This window comes from Fuscovulum sp. (assembly GCA_035192965.1).
In the GTDB taxonomy this organism is placed as follows: Bacteria; Pseudomonadota; Alphaproteobacteria; order Rhodobacterales; family Rhodobacteraceae; genus Paragemmobacter.
In genome coordinates this window covers 3,397,322-3,420,407 of sequence record CP136571.1, presented here as the reverse complement: position 1 = coordinate 3,420,407, position 23,086 = coordinate 3,397,322, and the positions used below count along the sequence as shown (strand labels likewise).

Here is a 23,086-nt window from a genome sequence, read left to right as displayed (position 1 = left end):
GCGACAGAGGGAGGGATGCCATGCAGGGGCCGACGGATGCCTATAGACCCGCCGAGATCGCCGCGCTGATCGAGACGGCGGGGGTGGCCAAGGCCGCGCTGCCCGCAGGGCGGATGCTGGTGCTGGCCGTGCTGGCGGGCGCGTTCATCGGATTTGGGGCGGCGGCCTGGTGCATGGCCATGGCGGGGGTGGACCCCGGATTTGGCCCGGTCCGGGTGCTGGGCGGTGCGGTCTTTGCACTGGGCTTGATCCTTGTGGTCGTGGGCGGGGCGGAACTGTTCACTGGCAATGCGCTGATGGTGATGGCGGCGGTGGATGGGCGCATCACGCCGGGGGCCCTGTTGCGGAATTGGGGGATTGTCTGGCTGGGAAACCTGATCGGGGCTGTGGGGCTTGCGCTGGCCTTTGGGTTTTCCGGGCTGGCCGAGGGGCCGATGGGGGCGGTGGCCGTGCGGGCGGCGGAGGCCAAGGCCGGGCTGGGGCCTTGGGAGGCTGTGATCCGGGGCGCGCTGTGCAATGCGCTGGTCTGTCTGGCGGTGTGGCTGAGTTTCGCGGCGCGGTCGGTGACGGACCGGGTGCTGGCGGTGCTGTGGCCGGTGACGGCCTTTGTCGCGCTCGGGCTGGAGCATTCGGTGGCGAACATGTTCCTGTTGCCGCTGGGTTGGCTGGCAGGGGGCGAGGTGCCTTTGGCGGGGGCGGCGGGGAACCTGTTCTGGGTGAGCCTTGGCAATGTGATCGGGGGCGCGGGGGGCGTGGCGCTGGCCTATCGGTTTGCCTTTCCGGCGATGGCGGGGAAGTGAAGGAAGGTGCAGGGGGCGTTCCGCCCCCTCTTGGCGCTGTGCGCCAATTCACCCCCTGAGGGTATTTTTGCCAAGATGAAGGGGGCGGGCGCGTTAACCCTAATAATCGGTATCTGATTGTTTATGCCGGGGTCTGGTCGTGGATCCGGGATGGCGTTGCGCGAGACTGCGCACATCATGTGGATTGGGGCGCGGGCGGGCTGCGACGGGATCAGCGCAGGGGTTTGCCGCCGATCCAGACGGTGCGGATGGCGCGGTCGTCGCCCATCATGATGGTGGGAAAGAGCGCCTGCCAGATCGTTTCGGCCCGCGCCGTGGCCTGGGCGATGGCGGGGGTTGAGGCGAGGTCGAGGATCGTCAGGTCCGCCTCCATCCCCGGGGCGATGTTGCCGATGCGGTGCTCGGCCCGCAGGGCACGGGCGGAGCCGATGGTGGCGAGCCAGAGCAGTTGTGAGGGATGGAGGGCCTGACCGCGCAGCTGGGCCACCTCATAGGCGGCGGCCATGGTGTGGAGCATGGAAAAGGACGACCCGCCGCCGGTATCGGTAGCGAGGCCCACGCGGAGGTGGCGGGCGAGGGACATGTCGAAAAGGCCCGATCCGATGAACGTGTTGGAGGTGGGGCAATGCACAAGGCTGGCGCCGGCCTCGATCAGGCGGGATTTTTCGCGGTCGGTCAGATGGATGGCATGGCCGTAGACGGCACCTTCGCGCAGCAGGCCCTGGGCTTCGTACGTATCCAAATAGTCGCGCGATTGCGGGAAGAGGTCGCGCACCCAGGCGATTTCATCGGTCTGTTCCGACAGGTGTGTCTGCATCAGGCAATCGGGGTATTCGCGCCAGAGGCTGCCGAGCGCGGCCAGTTGTTCCGGGGTGGAGGTGGGCGAGAAGCGGGGGGTGATGACGTAGTTTAGTCGGTCTTGTCCGTGCCATTTCTCCAACAGCGCCTTGCTGTCGTCATAGGCGGATTGGGCGGTGTCGCGCAGGCCTTCGGGGGCGTTCCTGTCCATGCAGGTTTTGCCCGCATAGAGGCGCATCCCGCGCGTCTGGGCGGCGGTGAAGATGGCGTCCACCGATGCGGGGTGGATGGTGGCATAGGTGCAGATGGTGGTGGTGCCGTGCGCGGTGGCGAGGTCAAGGTAACGGTTGGCGATCATGTCGGCATAGGCGGGATCGGCAAAGCGCATCTCTTCGGGGAAGGTGTAGCTGTTGAGCCAGTCGATCAGGCGTTTGCCCCAGGAGGCGATGATGGCGGTCTGCGGGTAATGGACATGGGCGTCAATGAAGCCCGCTGTGATGAGGGCGCGGCCATAGTCATGCACCTTTGCCTGCGGATGGGCGGCGCGCAGGGTATCGGCTGGGCCGGTGGCGATGATGCGGCCCGCGTCGACCAGCACCGCGCCGTGGCTTTCGTGCCGGGCGGCGGTTTCGCCCTCGATAAACGGATCGGCGGTGAAGGACAGCACCTGTCCCAGAAGAAGATCGGCCATGTCAAACCTTTGCCTGCGCCGGGGTTGGCGCGTCATGCTTTGCTTGCAAAGCTATGATCTTTTGGCGCATGGGTAAATTTCCCCTTGGCCCCTGTTTCCCAGAAACAGCTTTCGCCGGGGTGCGGGTAATCGGGCAGGGTGCGACATGGCGGAAAACGAGGCAGGGATCGAAGAGGTCGAGCTGGATGACGCCCGCGTCGAGGCGATCCGCGCGGCGGTCGAAGCTGGGGACGATGCGCTTGTCCTGCGGTTGATGGAGCCGCTGCATGCGGCCGATATCGCCGACTTTCTGGAACAGATCGACCAGCGCGAGCGGCGGGACTTTCTGGCCATCTATGCCGGTGAGATCGACGGTGATCTGCTGTCCGAGATTGATGAGACGATCCGCGAAGAGGTGATCGAGAGTCTGCCCGTTTCGGTGGTGGCCGAGGCGGTGCGCGATCTGGATACCGATGACGTGGTCGATATTCTGGAGGATCTGGAGGCCCCGGCGCAGGGGCGCATTCTGGATGCGCTGGATCTGGCGGACCGGGTGGCGGTGGAACAGGCGATGGCCTATCCGGAAGGATCGGCAGGCCGCCTGATGCAGCGCGAAGTGGTAGTGGCCCCCGAGCATTGGACGGTGGGCGACGCCATTGATCATATGCGCGGCGATGTGGTGCTGCCTGATCAGTTCTATCACGTGATCCTTGTCGATCCGCGGATGAAACCGCTTGGCTATGTCACGCTGGGGCGCATCCTTTCGGCGCGGCGGGATGTGGCGCTGAAGGATCTGTCGGAGGACAGTTTCCGCACCGTCGAGGCGACGGAGGATGAGGAAGAGATCGCCTATATCTTCAACCAGTATCACCTGATTTCCTGCCCGGTGGTCGATGCCGGAGGGCGGTTGGTGGGGGTGATCACCATCGACGACGCGATGAACGTGCTGGATGAGGCGCATGAGGAAGACATGCTGCGACTGGCAGGCGTGGGGCAGGAGGCGAGCGTGCTGGACGGCCCCTTTGCCACCGTCCGGCAGCGGCTGCCCTGGCTGGTGGTGAACCTGTTCACGGCGTCCATCTCGGCCTTTGTCATTTCGCGCTTTGAGGCGACGATTGCGGCCATCGTGGCGCTGGCGGCGTTGATGCCGATTGTCGCCTCGACCGGGGGGGTGGCGGGGACGCAATCGCTGGCCGTGGCGGTGCGGGCCTTGGCGGCGCGCGACCTGACGGCAAGCAACGCGCGGCGGGTGGTTTTGCGGGAACTGGCGGCCGGGGCGATGAACGGCGTGGCGCTGGCAGTGGTAATCGGGTTGGCGGGCTGGGGGTTGTTCGGCGATCCGTGGATCGGGGCGGTGCTGGCGGCGGCGATGATCGTGAACCAGATCGTGGCGGCGCTGGGCGGCGTGCTGGTGCCGCTTACGATGGACCGGATGGGGCTGGACCCGGCGCTGGCATCGGGCACCTTTGTCACCACGTTGACGGATGTGATGGGGTTCCTGGCCTTTCTGGGCTTTGCGACGCTGGTGCTGATATGAGCGTGGACATGGACAAGGCCACGGCGCGCAAGGCGGCCTTTGCGGCGCGGAAAGAGGCTTTTACGCGGGGGCAGGGGCAGGCGGCGGAATTGCTGGCCGATCTGCTGGCCGCGCATCGGGGGCGGGCGCTGGCCGGGTATATGGCGATGCGGACAGAGATCGATCCGACGGCTGCGATGGCCGCGCATCAGGGGGCGGTGGGGGTGCCGGTCATCCTTGGGCCCGGGCAGGCGCTGCGGTTTCGCGAATGGTCACCCGGTTGCGCGATGGTGGACGGGGAATTCGGCGCGCGCATCCCGGCCGACGGCGCGTGGATCGAGCCGGAGGTGGTGATCGTGCCGCTGGTGGGTTTTGACGCGCGGGGGTATCGGCTGGGCTATGGCGGCGGGTTCTATGACCGCACACTGGCGGGCTTGCGCGCGCGGCACCCGGTGCTGGCGGTGGGGTTTGCCTTTGCGGCGCAGGAACTGCCAGAGGTGCCGATCGACCAGTATGATCAACGACTGGATGTGATCGTGACGGAAGAGGGCATCCGTCGGTTCACCTGACTGACCCTGTCCATTCTTCTCTGTGAAAATATCCCACGGGGGTCAGCCAATGGTCCGCCACCGGTTCAAGAACCGTTGGCTGACGGGGCTGGCCCCCGGTCCTGTCCGTTCCATCCGCGCAGCGCTGATTACTTCGCGATCTTTTCGTCGCGGACGAACATGTTGGCCCAGGCGCGGTCGATCAACTCGGGGGTCATCTGATAGGGGATGCCCTCGAAATCGCAGATGGAGATCATCTGGTCGATCAGGAAGACCGGCTGATAGTTGGCATAGTTGTTGTTGATCGTGGGGTATTTCACCTTGAGCAGGTGGACGAGGGATTTCTCGTCCAGCGGCATCTTCTTCTTGCGGGCCACAAGGGCGAAGATTTTCAGGAAGTTTTCCTGATTGGGGCCGTCGATCTTGATCTTGAAGAAGATACGACGCAGGGCCGCGCCGTCGAAGATTTCGTTGGGGTGGAAGTTGGTGGAGAAGATCACCAGCGTGTCGAAGGGGACGGTGAATTTTTCGCCCGATTGCAGGGCAAGGATGTCGCGGCTTTCTTCCAGCGGCACGATCCAGCGGTTGACGATCTTTTGCGGCGGCTCAGACTGGCGACCAAGGTCGTCGATGATGAAGATGCCGCCCGTGGCCTTGAGCTGGAGCGAGGCGTTGTAGGTGCGGGCGGTGGGGTTGTATTTCAGATCTAGCATGTCGAGCGTCAGTTCACCGCCGGTGATAACGGTCGGGCGTTCGCAGCGGATGTAGCGTGCGTCATAGCGGTTGCCGGTGCGGCGCAGGCTGTTGGGATCATCGACCTGTTCTTCGGCGGCGGCGTGAACGATCGGGTCGTAGACCGTGATGATCTGGCCGGAATATTCGATGGCGCGGGGGACATAGATCTTGTCACCCAGTGCATCGCGGATGCCGTTCGAGATGGAGGATTTCCCGTTGCCGGGGGGGCCATACATCAGGATGGACCGGCCCGAGGTGACGGCGGGACCCAGATTGTCGATCAGGTCGGGGGGCAGGATCAGGTGGCCCATCCCCTTGAGCAGTTCCTGCCGGGTCAGCATGATGTTGCGGACCGACTGGCGTTTGACCTGTTCCTTGTACATGTCGAGCGGGATCGGGGCCGCGCCGTAATATTCGGATTGCGACAGCGCATCGAGCGCGCGCGCCTTGCCGGCATCGGTGAGCTGATAGCCCATCTCGCTGCTGGAGGTGGCGTGCAGGGTGCCTGTCGCCTCGATGAATCTTTGGGTGCGGGCGCTGTCGACCATTTCCTGGATCAGCGTCAGCGGCAGGGCGATGATCCGCGAAATGTCGGTGACATATTCGAGGTTCATGCGGAACATCGTCTTGAGCAGGAGATCGCGCAAGAGAACGGGCGAGAGGCCGGTTTCCGCAAGTGACCGGGGCTGTGGCGGTGGCGTCACCGACGGGGTCGGGGCGGCGGGCTGAGCCGTGGTCTGTGTCAGCGGTGCGGAAGGGGCGTTCATGCCTGTGGCTCTCCGGTCGGGGGCGGGATCGTTACCCGACCGGATTAGCCTTCATTCATGGAGAAATTCGGGCAGATATGAGGAGACCGAGCAGAAAATAGAAACTGATGGTGCCCGACAGCGCGAGGCCCATGGGGAATTTGCGATGGGTCCAGCTGGCCCAGTCGGCGGTGGCGGCGCGGAAAGGTGGCACAAGCCGCATCAGCCGATGCGCGAAGAAGGCGGCGAGCAGGCAGACAGAGAACAGCACGAACACCAGCGCGGGGCTGGATTCGGCAAAGAAGGGGGCCATGGCGGCGGCAAATTTGGAATCGCCCGCGCCCACCATCCGCACTGCCGAGGCGACAAAGCCTGCAACCAGCGTGATCACACCGAGCGCGAGGCCCCAGAGATAGCTTTCGAAGGGCAGGGCGATGGGGCCGATCACGATGAACACCGCCGCCAGCGCCAGAACGGCGGTATTGGGGATTTTCATGAATTTCATGTCGGACCAGGACACCCAGATGCTGATGGCAAGCACTGGCAGCAGGAACCACAGGGCGGACCACAGCGAAGGCAGATCGTCGAGCCGCATCGGTAATCAGGCCTCGAGCGCGGCAAGGCTGCGGACGGCGGCCTCGAAATGCTGGGGATGGGTGGAGATAGCGTCTTGTAGCAGGGCCTTGCCCACGGCTACATCGCCCTTTTTGATGGCGGTCAGCGCAAGGGTGTAAAGCAGTTCCGCCTTTTCCGTCTGGGTCGTGGTGATGACGGGCAGGTCATATTTGCGCTGCGCGCCACGGGCCATGACGAGGTTGTTCTTGGCGGTGAAAAGGCTGTTGTCGAAGGTCAGCGCTTGGGTGAAGAGCCGTTCCGCACCGGAGTAATCGGCGCGGCTGAGTTTGGAGAAGCCCCAGTTGTTATAGACGCCCGCGGGTTTCGTGGTCATGCCGGCGGCGATTTCGTAGAAGCTGTCCGCCTTTTTCCAATCCTTGCGGCTGTCGGCGACCATCGCTTCGAGGCGGTAGCGTTCAAAGGTTTCATGCGTGGGGGGGATGCGGTTCAGCTCGGCCGCGGCCTTGTCCCATTCGTTCGTGCGGATCAGGGAATCGGCGAGGGCGACGCGGTCTTCGGGCGTGCCTTCGGGCGAGTTGGCGATGGCGCCCCAGACTGCGACAGCCTCGGCCGGGCGGTTGGCGCGGATCAGCGATTTGCCCAGCCCGCGCTTGAGATCGACGCGGTCAGGCTGATCAGTGACGGCCTTGTTGAAATAGGCGACCGCCTCGTTCGGGTCGCCCACGGTGAGCATGATGTCATTGAGGTTCGTCTCATCAATGACATTGACGCTTTGAATGGCGCGCTGCACCTCGGCGTCCGAGGATTTCTGACAGGCGGAGAGGGCCACCGTGCCGGTGAGGCACAGGGCAACCAGGACAGGGTGGCGCATCTTGCTGCGTCCTTTTTGCTGCTCGATCCTTTGGCCCCCCTAGAGCTGCGAAAGCAGGACAAACTGGCCCTGACCGCGCCGCACGAGGGAGAAATTCGGCTCTTGTTGGGGTTCTTCATACACGTTTGCTTCGCTTTGCGCGATAGCAAGGCGCAGATTTTCGCGAATGGAGTCCGTTTCGCCACTGTCCTGCGCAAAGGCCTGCTGGAAGATCAGCCGGGCCTCGGCCGGTTTGCCCTGTTCCATCAGCACGACGCCCAGATTGTTGAGCGCGGGGACGGAGGTGGGATCTTCCTTGATGGCGCGGCGGAGGATCTGTTCGGCCTGTCCAAGGCGGCCAAGTTGCAGGTTGGCAGAGCCGATGGCCGAAAGGACATCCGCATTGATGCCAACCTCGCCCGCTGCGCGCATATAGGCCTTGAGGGCCAGTTCATATTCGCCCGATTCCATCAGGCGGTGGCCCACGATCAGGCCATCTTCGCCATCGGCGCGGGCGTTCACGCCAGGGGCGGTGCGGGTGTCGGATGTGCCAAGGCCGCCGGTCGGTTGACAGGCGGCCAGAAGCGAGAGGCCCGCGAGAGCGGTCAGGTAACGCCGTATCAAGTTGGGCTCAGCCCCCTCCGAATGCCTTCATCACGCCGTGGATGGATGGCCCGATCAGGATCACCATCAAGGGCGGCACAGTAAAGAGCATTGTGCCGAGGGTCAGCTTCGTGGGCAAGGTGTTTGCCTTTTCTTCGGCGCGCATCACGCGCTTGTCACGCATTTCGTTGGAATAGACGCGCAGCGCTTCGGCGATGGAGGTACCGAAGGTGGCGGACTGGATCATCGTGGTGACGAAAGAGGTGATGTCGGGAAGGCCGACGCGTTCGGACATGTCGCGCAGAACGGTGACGCGTTCCTTGCCGGCGCGGACCTCTTGGCTGACGATGTCGAATTCTTCGGACAGTTCGGGATAGGCGGCACCGATTTCTTTGGCGACCCGGGCGATGGACTGGTCAAGCGACTGACCCGCTTCGACGCAGACAAGCATCATGTCGAGCGCATCGGGGAAGCCTTCGGTGATCGCCTCCTGGCGGGTTTGCAGGCGGCGTTGGACCCAGTAGGTGGGCAGGTAATAGCCGGCGGCGGCGGGCAGCAGGGTGGACAGCGCCATCGCCTGCATGTCGAGCGTCTGCGAGCGGCTGACGAGGAAGGTATAAAGCATCCCGAGCAGCAGCAGGCCGATGCCCAGCAGGAACTGCATGGCGTGGAACATGCGGACCGAATTCTTGCCGCGATAGCCTGCGCGCAGCATTTTAAGCCGGGCGGCGGACATCTGTTCCTTGTCCTGCGGTTCGAGGAAATGCGCGAACTTGTTGAGCTTGTCGCTGCGGTCGGAGGCGCGGCGCAGGTCGCCTTCGCGGGCGGCGCGTTCCTTGGCGCGCTCGGGGGCGCGGTTTTGCTGTTTCAGCTTTTCAAAGGGTTCCGGTTCCTTGCGGAGCAGGAAGGGCACAGTGACAAGGATCAGCAACAGCCCCAGCCCACCCGCAAGCAGGAGCGGGCCGGTTTCGCCCATACGTTCGACGATGAATGCGTTTAGCGAAGCGAGCATGGCTCAGACCTTGATATTGACCATTATCTTCATGAAGATAACGTTGACCACGAGGAAGGCGCAGACGCCCAGGGCGACGGGGACGAACACATCGGTGTCCTTCACGCCATCGTAATAGTCAGGCTTGAGCATCTGGATCATCACCAGTGCCACGATGGGGAAGGCCGACAGGAACATGCCGGACCATTTCGCTTCGGCCGTGATGGCGCGGACGCGGCGGAACAGTTTGAACCGGGCGCGGATCACCTTGGCCAGACCATCGAGGATTTCAGCAAGGTTGCCGCCCGATTGCTGTTGGATCGACACGGCAACGGCGAGGAAGTGGAGATCCTGATTGTCCATCCGGCCGGCGAAGGAGCGCAGGCTTTCGGCGATGTCGCGGCCATAGGTCGCCTCATCCGCGATGAGGCCAAATTCGGTGCCGAGCGGATCGGCGACCTCTTTCGACACGATGGCGACAGCGGCGGAAAAGGGATGGCCCACACGCAGTGAGCGGACCATGAGTTCCACCGCATCGGGAAGCTGTTCTTCCAGCAGCGACATGCGCTTTTTGGCCTTGCGCGAGACCCAGACATAAACGCCGCCCACGCCCATCGCCGCGGCCAGGGCGATGCGGACGGTGGTTTCGGCCGAGGTGCCGACGGTCAGGCCCACATAGGCGAAGGCCCCCAGCAGGACCATGATCCCGAGGAGTTGCTGGGGCGAGAAGGCGATGTTGGCCTTCTGTGCCTTGGATGCCAGCACCTTATAGAGCGGGATGCCCTTGGCGTTCATGTGCTGCGACATTTCCTTGCGGAGCTGTTCGAGCACCTGTTCGCGGTTCTGGTTCTTTTCCAGCAGCGCCAAACGGCGGCTGACGCGGGAGTTGAGGCTGATCGACTTGCCGAAGACGGTCAGATACAGGCCCTCGACCAGGACCACGACGGCCACGAAGATCAGGATGTAGATGACGGGGGCTGCACTGAATTCCATGTAAGGCGGACCTGATCAGATGATGGGTTCATAGATGGACGCCGGGAGGTCATAGCCCCACTGGCGGAAGCGGTCGGAATAGTGCGAGCGCACGCCGGTCGCGTTGAAGCGACCGATGATCTTGCCCGAGGGTTCGACGCCAAGGCGTTCGTAGCGGAAGATTTCCTGCATCGAGATGACGTCGCCTTCCATCCCGGTGATTTCGGTGATCGACACCATGCGGCGCGAGCCGTCTTGCAGGCGGGAGGCCTGCACGATCAGGTTGACGGCGGAGGCGATCTGCGAGCGGACGGCCTTGAGCGGCATTTCGATGCCGGCCATGGCGACCATGTTTTCCAAACGCGAGATGCCGTCGCGGGCGTTGTTGGCGTGGATCGTGGTCATCGATCCGTCATGGCCGGTATTCATGGCCTGAAGCATGTCGATGACTTCCTCGCCGCGGGTTTCGCCCACGATGATGCGGTCAGGGCGCATCCGCAGCGCGTTGCGCAGGCAGTCGCGCTGGGTGACGGCGCCCTTGCCTTCGACGTTGGCGGGGCGGCTTTCCATGCGGCCCACATGGACCTGCTGAAGCTGGAGTTCGGCGGTGTCTTCGATCGTCAGCACGCGTTCGGTGTTGTCGATGAAGGACGACAGCGCGTTCAGCGTGGTGGTTTTCCCCGACCCTGTGCCGCCCGAGACGATGATATTGAGGCGGGTGGACACGGCGGCCTGAAGATAGGCGGCCATTTCTTCGGTGAAGGCACCAAAGCGGACGAGATCGCCCACGCCCAGCTTTTCTTTCTTGAACTTCCGGATGGAGACGAGCGAGCCGTCCACGGCCACCGGCGGGACCATGCAGTTGAAGCGCGAGCCATCGGCGAGGCGGGCGTCGCAATAGGGGTTGGATTCATCGACACGGCGGCCCACGGCCGACACGATCTTGTCGATGATGCGCAGGAGGTGGCGCTCATCCTTGAAGGTGATGTCGGTCAGCGTCAGCTTGCCGCCGCGTTCGATGAAGATGCGCTGCGGGCCGTTGACGAGGATATCGGAGACGCTGTCGTCTTTCAGCAAGGGTTCCAGCGGGCCAAGACCCATGACTTCGTCATAGAGTTCCTGATTGAGGGTGGCGCGGTCATCCTTGTTCAGGGCGACGGACATTTCCGACAGGGCTTCGGAGGTGATGTCAGCGATTTCTGACCGGAGGTTCGCCTCTGTCGCGTGTTCGAGTGCGCCGAGGTTGAGGCTTTCGAGGAGCTTCTTGTGCAGCTCGACCTTGAGCTCCATCAAGCGCTCTTTGCGCTTTTTCTCTTTGTCGGCGGCGGCGGCCTCGGGCGTGGCGGGGACGGTCGTGGGACGCCCGCCCAGCACCGGTTTGGGTGCTGCGGCCACAGACTTGGGCTGCGCGGCGGGGTTGGCGGCAGGTTGCGGCGTGGCAGCGCCGGGCGTGGCCTGCGTCACCGGGCGCAGGGCGGGCTTGATGTCGGTTCCGTCAGGTTTCTTGAAGCGTGAAAACATCAGATAGGCCCCCCAGGCCAAGGCAGTCTGATCGTGTTGCGGTTACTTGCGCGCGGTTTCGACGGCGCGGTTCAGGTCGAACAAGGATTTGGCAAGCTTTTGAATTTCCTTGCGGACCGGGTTTTTGGGCGCGCTGGCAGACAGGGGATGACCGTGGTCATTGGCCTGTGTCACCTGTGCGCCGCCATCCGGGATCTGCACTTCGAGCCGGATGTCGAGGCTTTCGGACATGCGCTTTACCCGGCTCTTGGCAGAGAGATCGGTGAACTTTGGCGCACGGTTCAGGACGTAGCGGAGTTTTTCATGCGGCAGCGTTTCGGCCTTGAGCGCGCGGACAAGCCGCAGGACGTTCTGGGCAGAGCGGAGATCAAGGTCCATGGTGGCGAAGTAGACATGCGCGCGGGACAGGACGGTTTCCGTCCAGGCGACGATGGTTTTCGGCATGTCGATGATGACGAAATCGAAATTCGTCTGCGCCATGTCGATGATGCGGGCGATGTCTTCGGGTGCCACGATATCAAGCGGCAGCATGTCGGCGGGTGCCGTCAGGACGTGCAGCTTTTCGTTATAGGTCAGCATCGCCTCAAGAAACGCGTCGCTGTCGGCGGCGGCGGTGTCGGAGAGCAGTTCGAACACCGATTCCTTGCGCGGCAGGTCGAGATAGGTGGCCACGGAACCGTACTGGAAATCGAAATCCAGCAGGCAGACGCGGGGCGGGTTGGTCTTGTCGATTGTCGCCAGTTCCCATGCGAGGTTGACTGCAAAGGTCGAGGCACCGGAACCGCCGGACAGGCCATGCACGGGCAGGACCACGCCGTCACGGTCGCCCTTGGCCTTGAAAGCAGGGGTTTGCGGGGCGGCGTCGGGGACGGCGTGCAGATGGGTGACCGAGGCGCTGGGCGCGGCCGGGATGGTGGCCTGCACCGGGGCGGGTTTGCGGATGCGTTCGATCGCCTCTTTCAACGCGCCATCGGGAAGGGGGTAGGGGACAAAGTCATCGGCGCCCAGGCGAAGCAGCTGATGCAGGCCGGCGGGGCTGATCTGATCGGCGATCAGGATCACCTTGATGTGGCGTTCCGTGGCGGATTTGATGATTTCGGTGATGCGGGACAGATCGCCTTCGTCTTCGGCATTCACGGCGATTGCAACGAATTCCAGGCTTTCGGCATCAGGCTGAATCAGGAAATCGCGGGCATCTTCAAAGGTGAGATCACCCCAGCTTTCGCCAAGCTCCAGTTCCATGTCGTCGATCAGCAGATCGAAGTTCTGGATATCCCGCGAGATGGTGCAGGCCAGAATCGGTGCTGGATCCGGCATCATGTTGGCAGCAGTGCTCATCGCCTTTTGTCCCTCTTGGCCGGGGGTGGCGATGGGCTGCGGGTGCCCGGCCCGGAAGCGGGCAGGCGTGCAGGACCACCGGTCAACCCCGCACGGCACCCTTGCCGTGAGATTGTTCCCAGTCAGTGTGGAAGCTGGGGGGGAATGGTGGCGATTCTTGGGCTAGAAAGGCGTGATTGTTTGAAATCTGGCGACTTTAACCGGGCAATGCGGGGGAGTGTCGCGATCCGGTGCGTGGCCGGGGGCATTTTCGTGCGGTCTGTTGGAAACGACGCGGGCGGGGGAGTGCATCCCCCGCCCGGTATGACGTGCGGTAGCGGTGATCAGGGCGCCGGGGCGCCGCCAGGTGCCGCGCCAGCCGCCGGTTCGGCTGCCACGGTGGTCGGCATCGCGCTTTCGATGTAGGAACGGTAGATCACTTCGGCATATTTGCCGTCGAGGATGTTGGGGTGGCGTTTCACGAAACCCGAAACTTCGGTCACGGTGCGGCGGTTCGCCTCTTCCGGGCCGGGGGTTGAGATGACGGGGCGGGTTTCGCCGAAGGAGACCAGCGCCTCGAGCCGCGAGCGCGACAGGCCGCGCGAGGCGAAATAGGCGACGACCGCTTCGGCGCGGCGTTGACCCAGCGCACGGTTATAGCCGCCGGAACCCACCAGATCGGTATGGCCGTAGACGCGGAAGCGGACTTCGGGGAATTGGCGGATGAAGTTCGCCTGACGGTCCAGCACGCCGCGTGCTTCAGGTGTGAGCTGCGCGCTGTTGAACGGGAAGGTGATGGTGTTGGGCACTTCGCGGGCGAAGCGTTCGCCCAGTGCCTGAACTGGGTCGATCTGGCCGGTGGCCACCATGAAGTTGTTCATGGTGGAGTTGCCGAAACCGCCTTCATCGACATCTGAGCCAATGACCTTGTTGGCGCATCCGGAAAGCGACAGCAGTGCGGTGGTTGCAAGGGCGAAGGCTGCGATTTTCATGGCCATCCCTTTATTCCATCACATAGCCGTAGGAGCCGGTGAAATCCTGCCGGGCGACTTCGCCCGCAGCACCGGTGGTGGCGGCCTTGCCGACCTCGCCGAACAGGAACAATTCGCGTTCCGTGGGCAGGCGGACCCGGTCCGTGGGCAGGGCCAGCGCCTCGCCCCGCGTGGGGGATACGAGGTGCGGGGTGACGATGATGACGAGTTCGGACTGCGCCTGCTGATATTCGGCCGAGCGGAACAGGGTGCCGAGGATCGGGATATCGCCCAGCCACGGCACCTGACTGTTGATGTCGCGGAAATCGTCCTGCAACAGGCCCGCGATGGCAAAGCTTTCCCCATCGCGCATTTCGACGGTGGTCGATGTTTCGCGGCGTTTGAAGGCAGCCAACTGGATGCCGTCGCTTTCCTGGGTGATGCTGCCGTCGATGGAGGAGACGGAGGCGTTGATCTGGAGGTTGATGAGATCACCGTCCACGACAGTGGGGGTGAATTCCATTTCAACGCCGAAGGGTTTGTATTCGACGGTGATGGTGCCATCATCCGACACAGGGACCGGATATTCGCCGCCGGCAAGGAACTTGGCCTGCTGACCGGACAGAGCCGTCAGGTTCGGTTCGGCCAGGGTGCGGACAACGCCTTTGGATTCCAGCGCTTCGAGCAGGATGCCGATCTGGAGCGAACCTGTGGTGAAGCCCAGCAGGCCCGCGCCGACGACGTTTTCACGCAGCGTGACGGCCGGGTTGCCAAGACTGTTTGCGCTGTTTGTCCAGGTGCCGGTTTCGACAGCCCCGTTCGTGCCGCCAAGTGCAAGGGAGGAGGAAAGGTTCTTCGACACAGACCGCTGCATTTCGGCGAAGCGGACCTTGAGCATGACCTGCTGGGTGCCGCCTACGGACATCAGGTTCGACACGCGGCCTGCGGCGTAGCGTTCGGCCAGATCCAGCGCGCGGGCGAGTTTCTGGGTGGAGGACACGGTGCCCGAGAGCACGATGCCATCATTTGCGGTGCGAACCTCGATCTTTTCGCCGGGCAGGATCTGGTTCAGGCGTTCCTTGAATTCCGCAATGTCAGTGGTGACCTGCACCTCGACGTTGGTGATCAGCTCACCTTCGGACGTGAAGAGCGTCAGTGTGGTGCGGCCGGGCGTCTTGCCCAGCACATAGATCGACCGGTCCGACAGGGTGGAGATATCGGCAATGCCGGGATTGGCGATCGACAGTTCCGCGAAGGGAACGTCGCTTTCCAGAACCACGGCGCGGTTCATCGGCACTTCCAATGCCTGAGCGGCCGTCCCCTTGACGACCCTCAGCACTTCGGCCCTTGCCGGCATCGTGGCAAAGGTTGCGAGGGCCAAACCCATCGCACCCGCTGCCATCAGCTGTCGCATCTGCATCGGTGACCTGCCCTTTCGATCACACCTCTTTGGGCGGGTCTTGGTTGCCCGCTCCGTTGCCCAACATGCCCGAGGTGAAGTTTATTTGCAAGAATCATTGCCTTAGACGCCGTTCCTTATGTGGATAACTGGCAACAGATGTTAATCCGGCGCAAGGCATGGCGGAAGAAGAAGGGCGCAGCCACCATATCCGGTGGTTGCGCCCCTGAAAGACCACTCGCCGTGAGGCGATCAGTTCGTGCAGGGGATCGGGATTTCCACGACCTCGCCGCCCTTGCGGTTGCGGATGGTGCAGACTTTCTCGGCCTCCACCTCGATCGCTTCCTGCTCCACGATGCCGAGGAGGGAGGCGCTGTCGACCTCGATCTTGCCGGTGATGGCGGTGCTGTCGCTGCCCACCAGCGAGAGCGCAAGCTTGCCGGTGGCCTGCGCCTGTGCAAGGCGGGCGACCTGTTCCTGGGTGGCCTGCACGGTGACCGTCTGGGCCACCACGGCGCCGCCTGTCGTGGCGCCGGCGGCGGTCTGGTCGATGGCGATGACGTTGACGCTGGATTCGATCAGACGGGTGATTTCGCGGATGCCGTCGCTGCCGGTCCAGTACACATCGACGAAGTTGCCGGGATAGACGAAGCCGGACACGCCGGAGGAGGCGTCGACGCTGATCGCGAAGGCGCGTTTGCCATCTTCAAGCGCGCCGGTCAGGCCGGCCGGTTGGCCCGGTTCGGTGACCTTGACGGCGAGGATGGGTTCGTGGGTTTCCATCGGGCGCAGCACATAGCGGGGCCGTTCCTCATTCGGGGGGAAGAGGATGGCCTCATCGCTGAAGGTGCCTTCGGGAAGGGCGTTCTTCTGCCAGTAGATTTTCTTCACATCTTCCAGCAGCAGAGGATCGCCGTATTTGAGCGGCTTGGACACGACATAGACTTCGACAAGCTCGCCCACCTGGTTGCGGAAGGCGCGTTCCCGGTCGAGCGCGGAGGCGGTCTGGTTGATGTAGCCCTGTGCCATGTAAACAGCAAAGCCCGCCAGCGCCACGCCGACGAGCAGGACCAATCCGAAGATCATACGCATTGTCTTTTGCCTCGATGTGTTCCGCGCCACTGCGGGCGGGTTTGGTGGATGCCCGGGGCCCAGCCAGGCCTGCGGGCGAAATTCATTGGTCGCTGTTGGCGATCATGTCTGCCGCCACTTCGGTGGTCGCGGTCTGGGTCGCGCTCTTGATCGACACGAGAACGGGGACGGACAACAAGCAAACGGCGGCCGCAAGGACGACCCAATCTGCTGTCACGGCGCCATCTTCTTCGGCGAGAAAGCCTTTGAAGGAGAAGCGGTATGCATTAGTGCCGGTCATGGCCGAACTCCCGTTCGCGGTTACTGTCGCGGTTACTGTCGCTGTTACTGTGGCCCGGCGATCCCTTCGCCTGGCAAGGCGGTCATTAGTTACTTTCGGCTTTTGTGGTTGCGGCCAGGCTTTTGGCCTGGCCGCACCTCTGTTTCTATCGAGTAGAAATCAGGGGTTGTTCGAGTTCGAGATAACGTCGGCGCTGACGTTGCCAGCGGCGGTGGTGATCGAGGTGCCCATCGTCTGAGCAATGATGATGCCCAGGCCCACAACGGCGCCGGTCAGCACGACCCAGTCAACGGTCACAGCACCGGATTCGTCGTTCTTGAAGGACTTGAAGAGTTTCAGCATTTTCATAGTCTTATTCCCTTGGTTCAGGTTCATGTTTCAGGTCTTGCTCACAACCGCGCCGGTGTCTGTCGGTCCTTTTCGTTCCGTGCCGTCTTCCGTTCGGTATGAGTGCATATGGCCCCTGAATCGTGGCGGCAGTTGGGTGGCGAATGGGCAATTTTATAAAAGTTAACCCGTCCGCTGCCTTTTCGCCCAAATCCCTGAAATCCAAAGAGAAAATTCTTTGCGACACAGACCTCGGATGGCTTGGCCCATCCTTAAGTCTATGATTTCGGTGGTTTTGCCAAAATCGCGCCGCATTGCGAGCCGTTTGCCCTGCTGCCGGGACCGGGAGCGGCACGCCATTTGGCGGCACGCTCCGCAGGTCTTTGGCTGGGGACGTGCGGGCCGACCGGGGGGCCGGCGCCGCACGGCTCCTTTCCGCGCGTCAGTTCTTGCTGGCTTCGCGGACGATGTCACCGCTGACGCCGCCAGCAGCGGTGGTGATCGAGGTGCCCATCGTCTGAGCGATGATGATGCCCAGGCCCACAACGGCGCCGGTCAGCACGACCCAGTCAACCGTCACGGCGCCGGATTCGTCTTTCTTGAAACGGTTCAGGATGTTCAGGAGTTTCATGGTCTTAGTCCTTATACTGGTTACTGTTACAGGTCTTGGTTCCAACCGAACCGGCTTGCGTCGATCTCTCTGACCGTCCGTCTGCCGTTCGGTATGGGTCTATATGGCCCCCCAAGGGTGGCAGCAGTTGGGATTTGTCAGGGCTTTTGCAATGGCGCTGCATTTTCTGAAAATTTTTCCAGAACCTTGAGAAGAATGGAAAAAATTGTTTAAAATCATTAAGATATTAACTCTTTGGGCGAAGGGTGGGCGGAAACGCCATGATCCGGCGGGAAGGAGTGGCCTTGAAGACCGTTCTGATGCATAGTGGCGCAACAGGCAGACGACAGGCACAGACAGGAAAGGCATCCGACAGAGATGCGATTCCGGGCAGCATTCATCATCGCGCTGATGGCGTCAGCGAATCCCATTGCCGTATCGGGCGAGGGGCTGGATCCGACGCGGGATTTTACATTCAAGCGGGTGAAGGTGGGCGAACGGCAGTCGCGGGCGCAGGGGTTGGTGCAGATTGACCCGGTGGAACAGGCGCGGCTTTTGGCGGCGCTGCCCAAGACCAGTGCCCCGCATCAGGTGCCGGACCTGCCCCCGATCGACGGCGGGACCGAGGCCGCCAAACCGCCGCTGGGGCCGGTGCCTACACCCGAAGCGGCCTATGCGTGGTTCTGGGATGCGGTGCCTGCAGGTATCGATGATCTGTCGGGGCGGTTCCCGCTGGCGCTGGCAGCGCTGACGCAGGGGCCGGGGGGCAAGGCCGTGGCGGCGCCACGGTTGCAGGACATGCAGGAGCTGGCCGACAAGTTCGGGGTGGAATTGCTGAAGGCCACGGTGGGAACGGAAGTATCGCCCGCGCTGGCGCTGGCAGTGATGGCGGCGGAAAGTGCAGGGCGTGCGGATGCGGTCAGCCATGCCGGGGCGCAGGGGTTGATGCAGTTGATCCCGGCCACGGCAGAACGGTTCGGTGTGACCGATGCCATGGACCCGGTGGAGAACATCAAAGGCGGCGTGGCCTATCTGGATTGGCTGATGCGGCATTTCGACCGCGACCCGATCATGGTGATTGCGGCCTATAATGCGGGTGAGGGGGCGGTGAAGGCCAACCGTGGGGTGCCGCCCTATGCCGAGACGCGGGATTATGTGCCGAAGGTGCTGGCGGCCTGGACAGTGGCGCAGGGGCTGTGCATGACGCCGCCCGAGGTGGTGAGCGATCCCTGCGTGTTCCGGATCATCTCGGCCAGCAACTGACCAACAGGATCAGACGGCGAAGACATCCGTCCATTCGGGATGCTTCTTGCGCTGGGCGTTCACGAAGGGGCAGAGCGGCATGATGCGGACGCCGTCCCTGCGCGCATCTTCAACAAGCCGCGTCACAAGGGCGAGGCCCGCGCCGGTGCCGCGAAAGCTGTCTGGCACGGCGGTGTGATCGGCAATGATCAGGGTTGGGGTGGTGATGGAGTAGGTCAGTTCCGCCTCTTCCCCGTTCAGGCGGATGACGTAGCGGCCTTTTGTCGTGCCGTGTTCGCGGGTGATGTCGTGGGTCATGTGGCCTCCTTGGGCGAGGCAAAATTTTCTATGGGAAAATTTTGCCGACGGCAGAGAAAAATCTTCACTGAAGATTTTTCGGTCTGGCGGGGGGGCGAAAAATTTTCGGGAAAATTTTTCGCATAGGCTGGGAGAGGGCCGCGCCTCAGGCTTGGGCCGGAGGCGCGGTTAGATCAATTGACCAGCGTCGCCTCGGTCGCGGCGCGGATTTCGGCGTCGGCTACGCCATCGGCCAGTTCGACGATCTTCAGCCCGCCGGGGACGACGTCGAGCACACCGAGGTTGGTGATGATGCGGTTGACCACGCCCTTGCCGGTGAGGGGCAGGGTGCAGGCTTTCAGCACTTTGGATTCACCATGCTTGGACGTGTGGTCCATGACCACGACCACGCGGCCCACGCCCGCCACAAGGTCCATCGCGCCGCCCATCCCCTTGACCAGTTTGCCGGGGATCATCCAGTTGGCCAGATCGCCGTTTTCGGCCACTTCCATCGCGCCGAGGATGGCCATGGCAATCTTGCCGCCGCGGATCATGGCGAAGGACTGGGCGGAATCGAAGAAGGCGGTCTGCGGCAGTTCGGTGATGGTCTGCTTGCCTGCGTTGATGAGGTCGGCGTCTTCCTCACCCTCATAAGGGAAGGGGCCCATGCCGAGCATGCCATTTTCGGATTGCAGCGTCACCTCCACCCCCGCGGGGATGTAGTTCGACACCAGCGTCGGGATGCCGATGCCGAGGTTGACGTACCAGCCGTCCTGCAGTTCCTGCGCCGCGCGGGCGGCCATCTGGTTGCGGTCCCACGGCATCAGACAGACTCCTTCTTACGGACGGTGCGCTGTTCGATGCGCTTTTCGTGCTGCCCTTGGACGATGCGGTGGACATAGATGCCGGGCAGGTGGATGGAGTCAGGGTCGAGGCTGCCGAGGGGGATGATCTCCTCTACCTCTACCACGCAGATTTTGCCGCAGGTGGCGGCGGGCGGGTTGAAGTTGCGGGCGGTCTTGCGGAAGACGAGGTTGCCCGAGGGATCGGCCTTCCACGCCTTGACGATGGAGAGGTCGGCCACGATGCCGGTTTCCAGAATGTAATCCTGACCGTTGAACTGCTTCACATCCTTGCCTTCGGCGATGACAGTGCCCACGCCGGTGCGGGTGTAGAAGCCGCCGATGCCTGCGCCGCCAGCGCGCATGCGTTCGGCGAGGGTTCCTTGCGGGTTGAATTCAAGTTCCAGTTCCCCGCTCAGGTATTGGCGCATGAATTCGGCGTTTTCGCCGACATAAGAGGAGATCATCTTCTTGACCTGACGGCTTTCCAACAGGACGCCCAGACCGAAGCCGTCAACGCCCGCATTGTTGGAGGCGACGGTCAGGCTCTTGGTTCCGGCCTTACGGATGGCAGCGATCAGCAGTTCGGGGATGCCGCACAGGCCAAAGCCGCCAGAGGCGATCAGCATGTCGTCGAACAGGACACCGTCCAGCGCGGCATCGGCGCTGGGATAGATTTTCTTCATATGGCTGGCTCCCCGCAAACTCTCGGGCGTCATATGGAACCGGGCTGCGCGCCGTGTCAATTGCCGCGCTGCGGCGACAGGATCAGCGGGTGGCGGTGAAGAGGGGGGTGGCCTCGTCGGTCTTGAGGAGGAGGGCGCCGTCGGCGGCGATGTCGAATTGGGTGACACGGGCGAAGGCAGCGAAGACGGCGGATTCGGTATCCATCAGGGGCGGGGGGCAAGCCATGCGGGTGCCTGCCATGGGGCCGAAGGTGAGGCCTTCGCCAGTGAGGGTGTAACTGCCGGAATAGCGGTTGCAGGCGGCAAGGCCGGAGATGCGGCCTGCGTCGAAGGAGAGGGTGACATCGGCGCCTTTGGGCAGGGCGGTGCCTGCAAGCGTGATCAAGGTCCATTCACCGTCAAGCAGACGCGCGGGATCGCCTGCACAACCCGGCAGATCGGCGCCATTGCGGGTGAGGGTGACCGAGAAAGGGTAGGGCATCCCGGACATGCTGTCGTGGCAGAGTGAGTCTGTCACGCGCAGGGGGCCTGCAGCGGTAGCGAAAATCAGGCTGCCCTCTATGGCAGTGGGGGCGGTGAAGGGAGCGTCGAGAGTGACGCCTTCCATATCGGTGTAGCTGCTGCCGTCAGAAGTGACGATAAGGGACCAGAAGGGTTCATTGCCGCGGGCGGTAAGGGGGAGAAGATCGGCCATGTCCTGCGCCGAGGCGGCGCACGGAACTGTAGAAAGAAAGATCGCGAGGGTGAGGGCGGGATGGTGGGACATGGGACGCCTGCTTTCTCTGCTCGGTCCTTGGTATTCTGGTCTGTGTTTCGTGGGCTTTGACCTTTCCGGGCAGGATAGTCGATTTTGGCGCTGGGGGCCAAGCCGGGTGGCGGGCGCGGGCTTTTCCTTGACGCGGCGAGTTGCTAGGCAGGCAGGACGCCCGACGCGCCCGCGTGGTGGAATGGTAGACACAGGAGACTTAAAATCTCTAGGCCGAAAGGCCGTGCCGGTTCGAGTCCGGCCGCGGGCACCAGGGACGGGCAGGTTGCTGTGATGCGCCGGGCCTGAAAAATTCCGAAATGAGATTTTTCTGTGGCGCCTGTTCCGGCGGCGATGTGTTTTTTGTCAATGATCGCAAAATAAATGTGTGGCCTGCGCTGCCTCGGCTGAGGATTTGAATTTTCATTTTGGAACTAAACGCGCTAAGGTTGCGTTAGTGACTGTTAAAACCCGTATTGCGGTAACGCGCTGACGCTGGAAAAAAGAACAGGCAGAACAAAGATGAAGATACTCGCGGTGGATGATGACGGCGTGTTTCTGGAGATTCTTGACCACAAACTGCGGACGATCGGATTTGATGACCTTCAGCTTGTGGGCGCGCCCCTTGCCGCGCTGAAGCTGCTGGAGCAGCGGACCGATGCGTTTGACTGCATCTTGCTGGATATCGAGATGCCGGGGATGACCGGGGTGGAGCTGTGCGGGCGGATAAGGGGGATGGCGGCCTATCGGCAGACGCCCATCGTCATGATCACCTCGCTGGCTGATCGGCGCAACATCGACCGGGCGTTTCAACTCGGGGCGTCGGATTACATCACCAAGCCCATCGACACGCTGGAATTGCAGGCGCGGCTGGGGGCGGTGCAGCAGTTGGTAGGGGAACGCCGGCGGCTGGCCCTGCTGGAACATCAGGTCAGCCTGATGCCGGAGTCGGTGCCGCTGGAGTTTGATTTCGACACGCCCATCCATGTGCCGGAGTTTGACCGGGGGACCGAGTTCCACGCCCTGCAGAACTATCTGATGACGCTGGGGTTGAAGGGGCTGTTTTCAGTGTCGGCCGTGGCGATCTGCGTTGAAAATGCGCTTGCGACATTTCGGATCGCCTCGCGCCTGGCGTTTCGCAACATGCTGAGCGATGTGGGCTCGGTGATCGAGGATTGCCTGAAGACCGAGAGCCTGCTGATTTCCTATGCTGGCAGCGGGAATTTCGTGGGGATCATGACGGGGTCATCGGAATGGAACCCGGCCGATCTGGAATTCGAGATGAACGCCAAGATGGAGGAGTTCAATCCGATCTATGTCAGTGAGCGGCTTCCCCTGCCGCGGATCAGGGTGGGTCCGGTCGAGAGCAATTCGCTGTTCCAGCTGGCGCGGCCAGCGCAGATTCTGGACCGGGCGATTGCGGCGGCGGGCAGCCGGAACGGGATGGCGCGTGTGGGGGTGCGGGGACAACACGCTTTCAGGTGAATTCCTTGATCGCCTCCATGGCCACATAGGTGGAGGTGGAGGCGACATGGGGCAGGGCGCTGATCCGTTCTGCCAGCACGCGGCGGTATTCCTGAATATCGCCTGTGCGGACCTTGAGCAGATAGTCGAAGCGCGAGGCGATCATGTGGCATTGTTCCACCTCTGGCACCGCGAGCACAGCCTTGTTGAAGGCCTGAAGCGCGGCTTCACGGGTGTCGGACAGTTTCACCTCGACAAAGGCGACATGGGCCTGGCCCATGCGGATCGGGTCCAGCAGGGCGCGGTAGCCGGTGATGACGCCGGTTTCCTCAAGCCGTTTGAGTCGGGCCTGGGTGGGCGATTTCGACAGGCCGATGCGGCGGGCAAGCTCGGTTGCGCTGAGGCGACCGTCGATGGAGAGGATGCGGAGGATCGCTTCGTCGAAACGATCAAGGGGGATGCGGTCGATCGGCATGTAGAAACCCCAT

25 protein-coding genes and 1 tRNA gene are annotated in these 23,086 nt (G+C 62.7%); 6 read left to right on the top strand and 20 right to left on the bottom strand.

Annotated elements, in window-relative coordinates; all coding sequences use genetic code 11:
• Nucleotides 1-20: 20 nt before the first annotated feature.
• Entirely contained in the window at nt 21-800 is a 780-nt protein-coding gene (locus RSE12_16640) for a formate/nitrite transporter family protein (GenBank protein ID WRH61977.1), read from the top strand.
• Nucleotides 801-1,011: 211 nt separating this feature from the next.
• Here the strand turns inward: RSE12_16640 and guaD are convergent, their stop codons facing one another.
• Nucleotides 1,012-2,289, bottom strand: coding sequence for a guanine deaminase (gene guaD, locus RSE12_16635; protein WRH64848.1), 1,278 nt, complete (start codon nt 2,287-2,289; stop codon nt 1,012-1,014).
• A 145-nt stretch (nt 2,290-2,434) separates the two neighbouring features.
• Here guaD and mgtE point away from each other — a divergent pair, with 145 nt between their 5' ends.
• Nucleotides 2,435-3,805, top strand: coding sequence for a magnesium transporter (gene mgtE, locus RSE12_16630; GenBank protein WRH61976.1), 1,371 nt, complete (start codon nt 2,435-2,437; stop codon nt 3,803-3,805).
• Nucleotides 3,802-4,353 (top strand): 5-formyltetrahydrofolate cyclo-ligase, encoded by a 552-nt coding sequence (locus RSE12_16625; GenBank protein ID WRH61975.1) that lies wholly within the window; start codon nt 3,802-3,804, stop codon nt 4,351-4,353. Before mgtE ends, RSE12_16625 begins: the two co-directional genes overlap by 4 nt.
• A gap of 128 nt (nt 4,354-4,481) precedes the next feature.
• On the opposite strand, the gene RSE12_16620 is transcribed toward RSE12_16625, so the two are convergent.
• The 14 genes from RSE12_16620 to RSE12_16555 form a co-directional block, all read right to left on the bottom strand.
• Entirely contained in the window at nt 4,482-5,834 is a 1,353-nt protein-coding gene (locus tag RSE12_16620) for an ATPase (GenBank protein ID WRH61974.1), read from the bottom strand.
• A gap of 55 nt (nt 5,835-5,889) precedes the next feature.
• The gene (locus RSE12_16615; GenBank protein ID WRH61973.1) at nt 5,890-6,408 is read right to left on the bottom strand and encodes a prepilin peptidase; all 519 of its coding nucleotides are present in this window, start codon (nt 6,406-6,408) and stop codon (nt 5,890-5,892) included.
• Nucleotides 6,409-6,414: 6 nt separating this feature from the next.
• Nucleotides 6,415-7,260, bottom strand: coding sequence for a tetratricopeptide repeat protein (locus RSE12_16610; GenBank protein WRH61972.1), 846 nt, complete (start codon nt 7,258-7,260; stop codon nt 6,415-6,417).
• Nucleotides 7,261-7,299: 39 nt separating this feature from the next.
• Nucleotides 7,300-7,821, bottom strand: a complete 522-nt coding sequence (locus RSE12_16605; GenBank protein WRH64847.1) for a tetratricopeptide repeat protein — start codon at nt 7,819-7,821, stop codon at nt 7,300-7,302.
• Nucleotides 7,822-7,870: 49 nt separating this feature from the next.
• Nucleotides 7,871-8,854: a type II secretion system F family protein gene (locus tag RSE12_16600; GenBank protein WRH61971.1), complete on the bottom strand. Its 984-nt coding sequence runs from the start codon at nt 8,852-8,854 to the stop codon at nt 7,871-7,873.
• Nucleotides 8,855-8,857: 3 nt separating this feature from the next.
• Nucleotides 8,858-9,826, bottom strand: a complete 969-nt coding sequence (locus RSE12_16595; protein ID WRH61970.1) for a type II secretion system F family protein — start codon at nt 9,824-9,826, stop codon at nt 8,858-8,860.
• Between the two features lie 15 nt (nt 9,827-9,841).
• Nucleotides 9,842-11,326, bottom strand: a complete 1,485-nt coding sequence (locus tag RSE12_16590; protein ID WRH61969.1) for an ATPase, T2SS/T4P/T4SS family — start codon at nt 11,324-11,326, stop codon at nt 9,842-9,844.
• Nucleotides 11,327-11,368: 42 nt separating this feature from the next.
• Nucleotides 11,369-12,664, bottom strand: a complete 1,296-nt coding sequence (locus RSE12_16585) for an AAA family ATPase (protein WRH61968.1) — start codon at nt 12,662-12,664, stop codon at nt 11,369-11,371.
• Between the two features lie 323 nt (nt 12,665-12,987).
• A complete protein-coding gene (locus RSE12_16580) occupies nt 12,988-13,635 on the bottom strand; it encodes an OmpA family protein (protein ID WRH61967.1) in 648 nt (215 codons plus the stop codon).
• 10 nt (nt 13,636-13,645) lie between these two features.
• Nucleotides 13,646-15,034, bottom strand: coding sequence for a type II and III secretion system protein family protein (locus tag RSE12_16575; protein ID WRH61966.1), 1,389 nt, complete (start codon nt 15,032-15,034; stop codon nt 13,646-13,648).
• A gap of 231 nt (nt 15,035-15,265) precedes the next feature.
• Entirely contained in the window at nt 15,266-16,105 is an 840-nt protein-coding gene (cpaB, locus tag RSE12_16570; GenBank protein WRH61965.1) for a Flp pilus assembly protein CpaB, read from the bottom strand.
• A gap of 82 nt (nt 16,106-16,187) precedes the next feature.
• A complete protein-coding gene (locus RSE12_16565) occupies nt 16,188-16,385 on the bottom strand; it encodes a pilus assembly protein (protein WRH61964.1) in 198 nt (65 codons plus the stop codon).
• Between the two features lie 159 nt (nt 16,386-16,544).
• Complete coding sequence (locus RSE12_16560; protein ID WRH61963.1) at nt 16,545-16,733, bottom strand: hypothetical protein; 189 nt, start codon at nt 16,731-16,733, stop codon at nt 16,545-16,547.
• Nucleotides 16,734-17,154: 421 nt separating this feature from the next.
• Nucleotides 17,155-17,343: a hypothetical protein gene (locus tag RSE12_16555; protein WRH61962.1), complete on the bottom strand. Its 189-nt coding sequence runs from the start codon at nt 17,341-17,343 to the stop codon at nt 17,155-17,157.
• 390 nt (nt 17,344-17,733) lie between these two features.
• On the opposite strand from RSE12_16555, the gene RSE12_16550 reads away from it, so the two are divergent.
• The gene (locus RSE12_16550; protein WRH61961.1) at nt 17,734-18,585 is read left to right on the top strand and encodes a lytic transglycosylase domain-containing protein; all 852 of its coding nucleotides are present in this window, start codon (nt 17,734-17,736) and stop codon (nt 18,583-18,585) included.
• A 9-nt stretch (nt 18,586-18,594) separates the two neighbouring features.
• On the opposite strand, the gene RSE12_16545 is transcribed toward RSE12_16550, so the two are convergent.
• From RSE12_16545 to RSE12_16530, 4 genes are all read right to left on the bottom strand, one after another.
• Nucleotides 18,595-18,882, bottom strand: a complete 288-nt coding sequence (locus RSE12_16545; protein ID WRH61960.1) for a GNAT family N-acetyltransferase — start codon at nt 18,880-18,882, stop codon at nt 18,595-18,597.
• A gap of 173 nt (nt 18,883-19,055) precedes the next feature.
• Nucleotides 19,056-19,685: a 3-oxoacid CoA-transferase subunit B gene (locus tag RSE12_16540; GenBank protein WRH61959.1), complete on the bottom strand. Its 630-nt coding sequence runs from the start codon at nt 19,683-19,685 to the stop codon at nt 19,056-19,058.
• A complete protein-coding gene (locus RSE12_16535; GenBank protein ID WRH61958.1) occupies nt 19,685-20,389 on the bottom strand; it encodes a CoA transferase subunit A in 705 nt (234 codons plus the stop codon). Before RSE12_16535 ends, RSE12_16540 begins: the two co-directional genes overlap by 1 nt.
• Before the next feature lie 82 nt (nt 20,390-20,471).
• Entirely contained in the window at nt 20,472-21,083 is a 612-nt protein-coding gene (locus RSE12_16530) for an META domain-containing protein (GenBank protein WRH61957.1), read from the bottom strand.
• Nucleotides 21,084-21,322: 239 nt separating this feature from the next.
• Here RSE12_16530 and RSE12_16525 point away from each other — a divergent pair.
• Together RSE12_16525 and RSE12_16520 are read left to right on the top strand one after the other, a co-directional pair.
• Nucleotides 21,323-21,408 (top strand) — tRNA-Leu (locus tag RSE12_16525).
• A gap of 248 nt (nt 21,409-21,656) precedes the next feature.
• On the top strand, nt 21,657-22,619 hold the full coding sequence (locus RSE12_16520; GenBank protein WRH61956.1) for a response regulator: 963 nt from the start codon (nt 21,657-21,659) through the stop codon (nt 22,617-22,619).
• Here RSE12_16520 and RSE12_16515 read toward each other — a convergent pair.
• A complete protein-coding gene (locus RSE12_16515) occupies nt 22,612-23,073 on the bottom strand; it encodes an Lrp/AsnC ligand binding domain-containing protein (protein WRH61955.1) in 462 nt (153 codons plus the stop codon). The two genes, RSE12_16520 and RSE12_16515, sit on opposite strands and share 8 nt — an antisense overlap.
• Between the last annotated feature and the right edge of the window lie 13 nt (nt 23,074-23,086).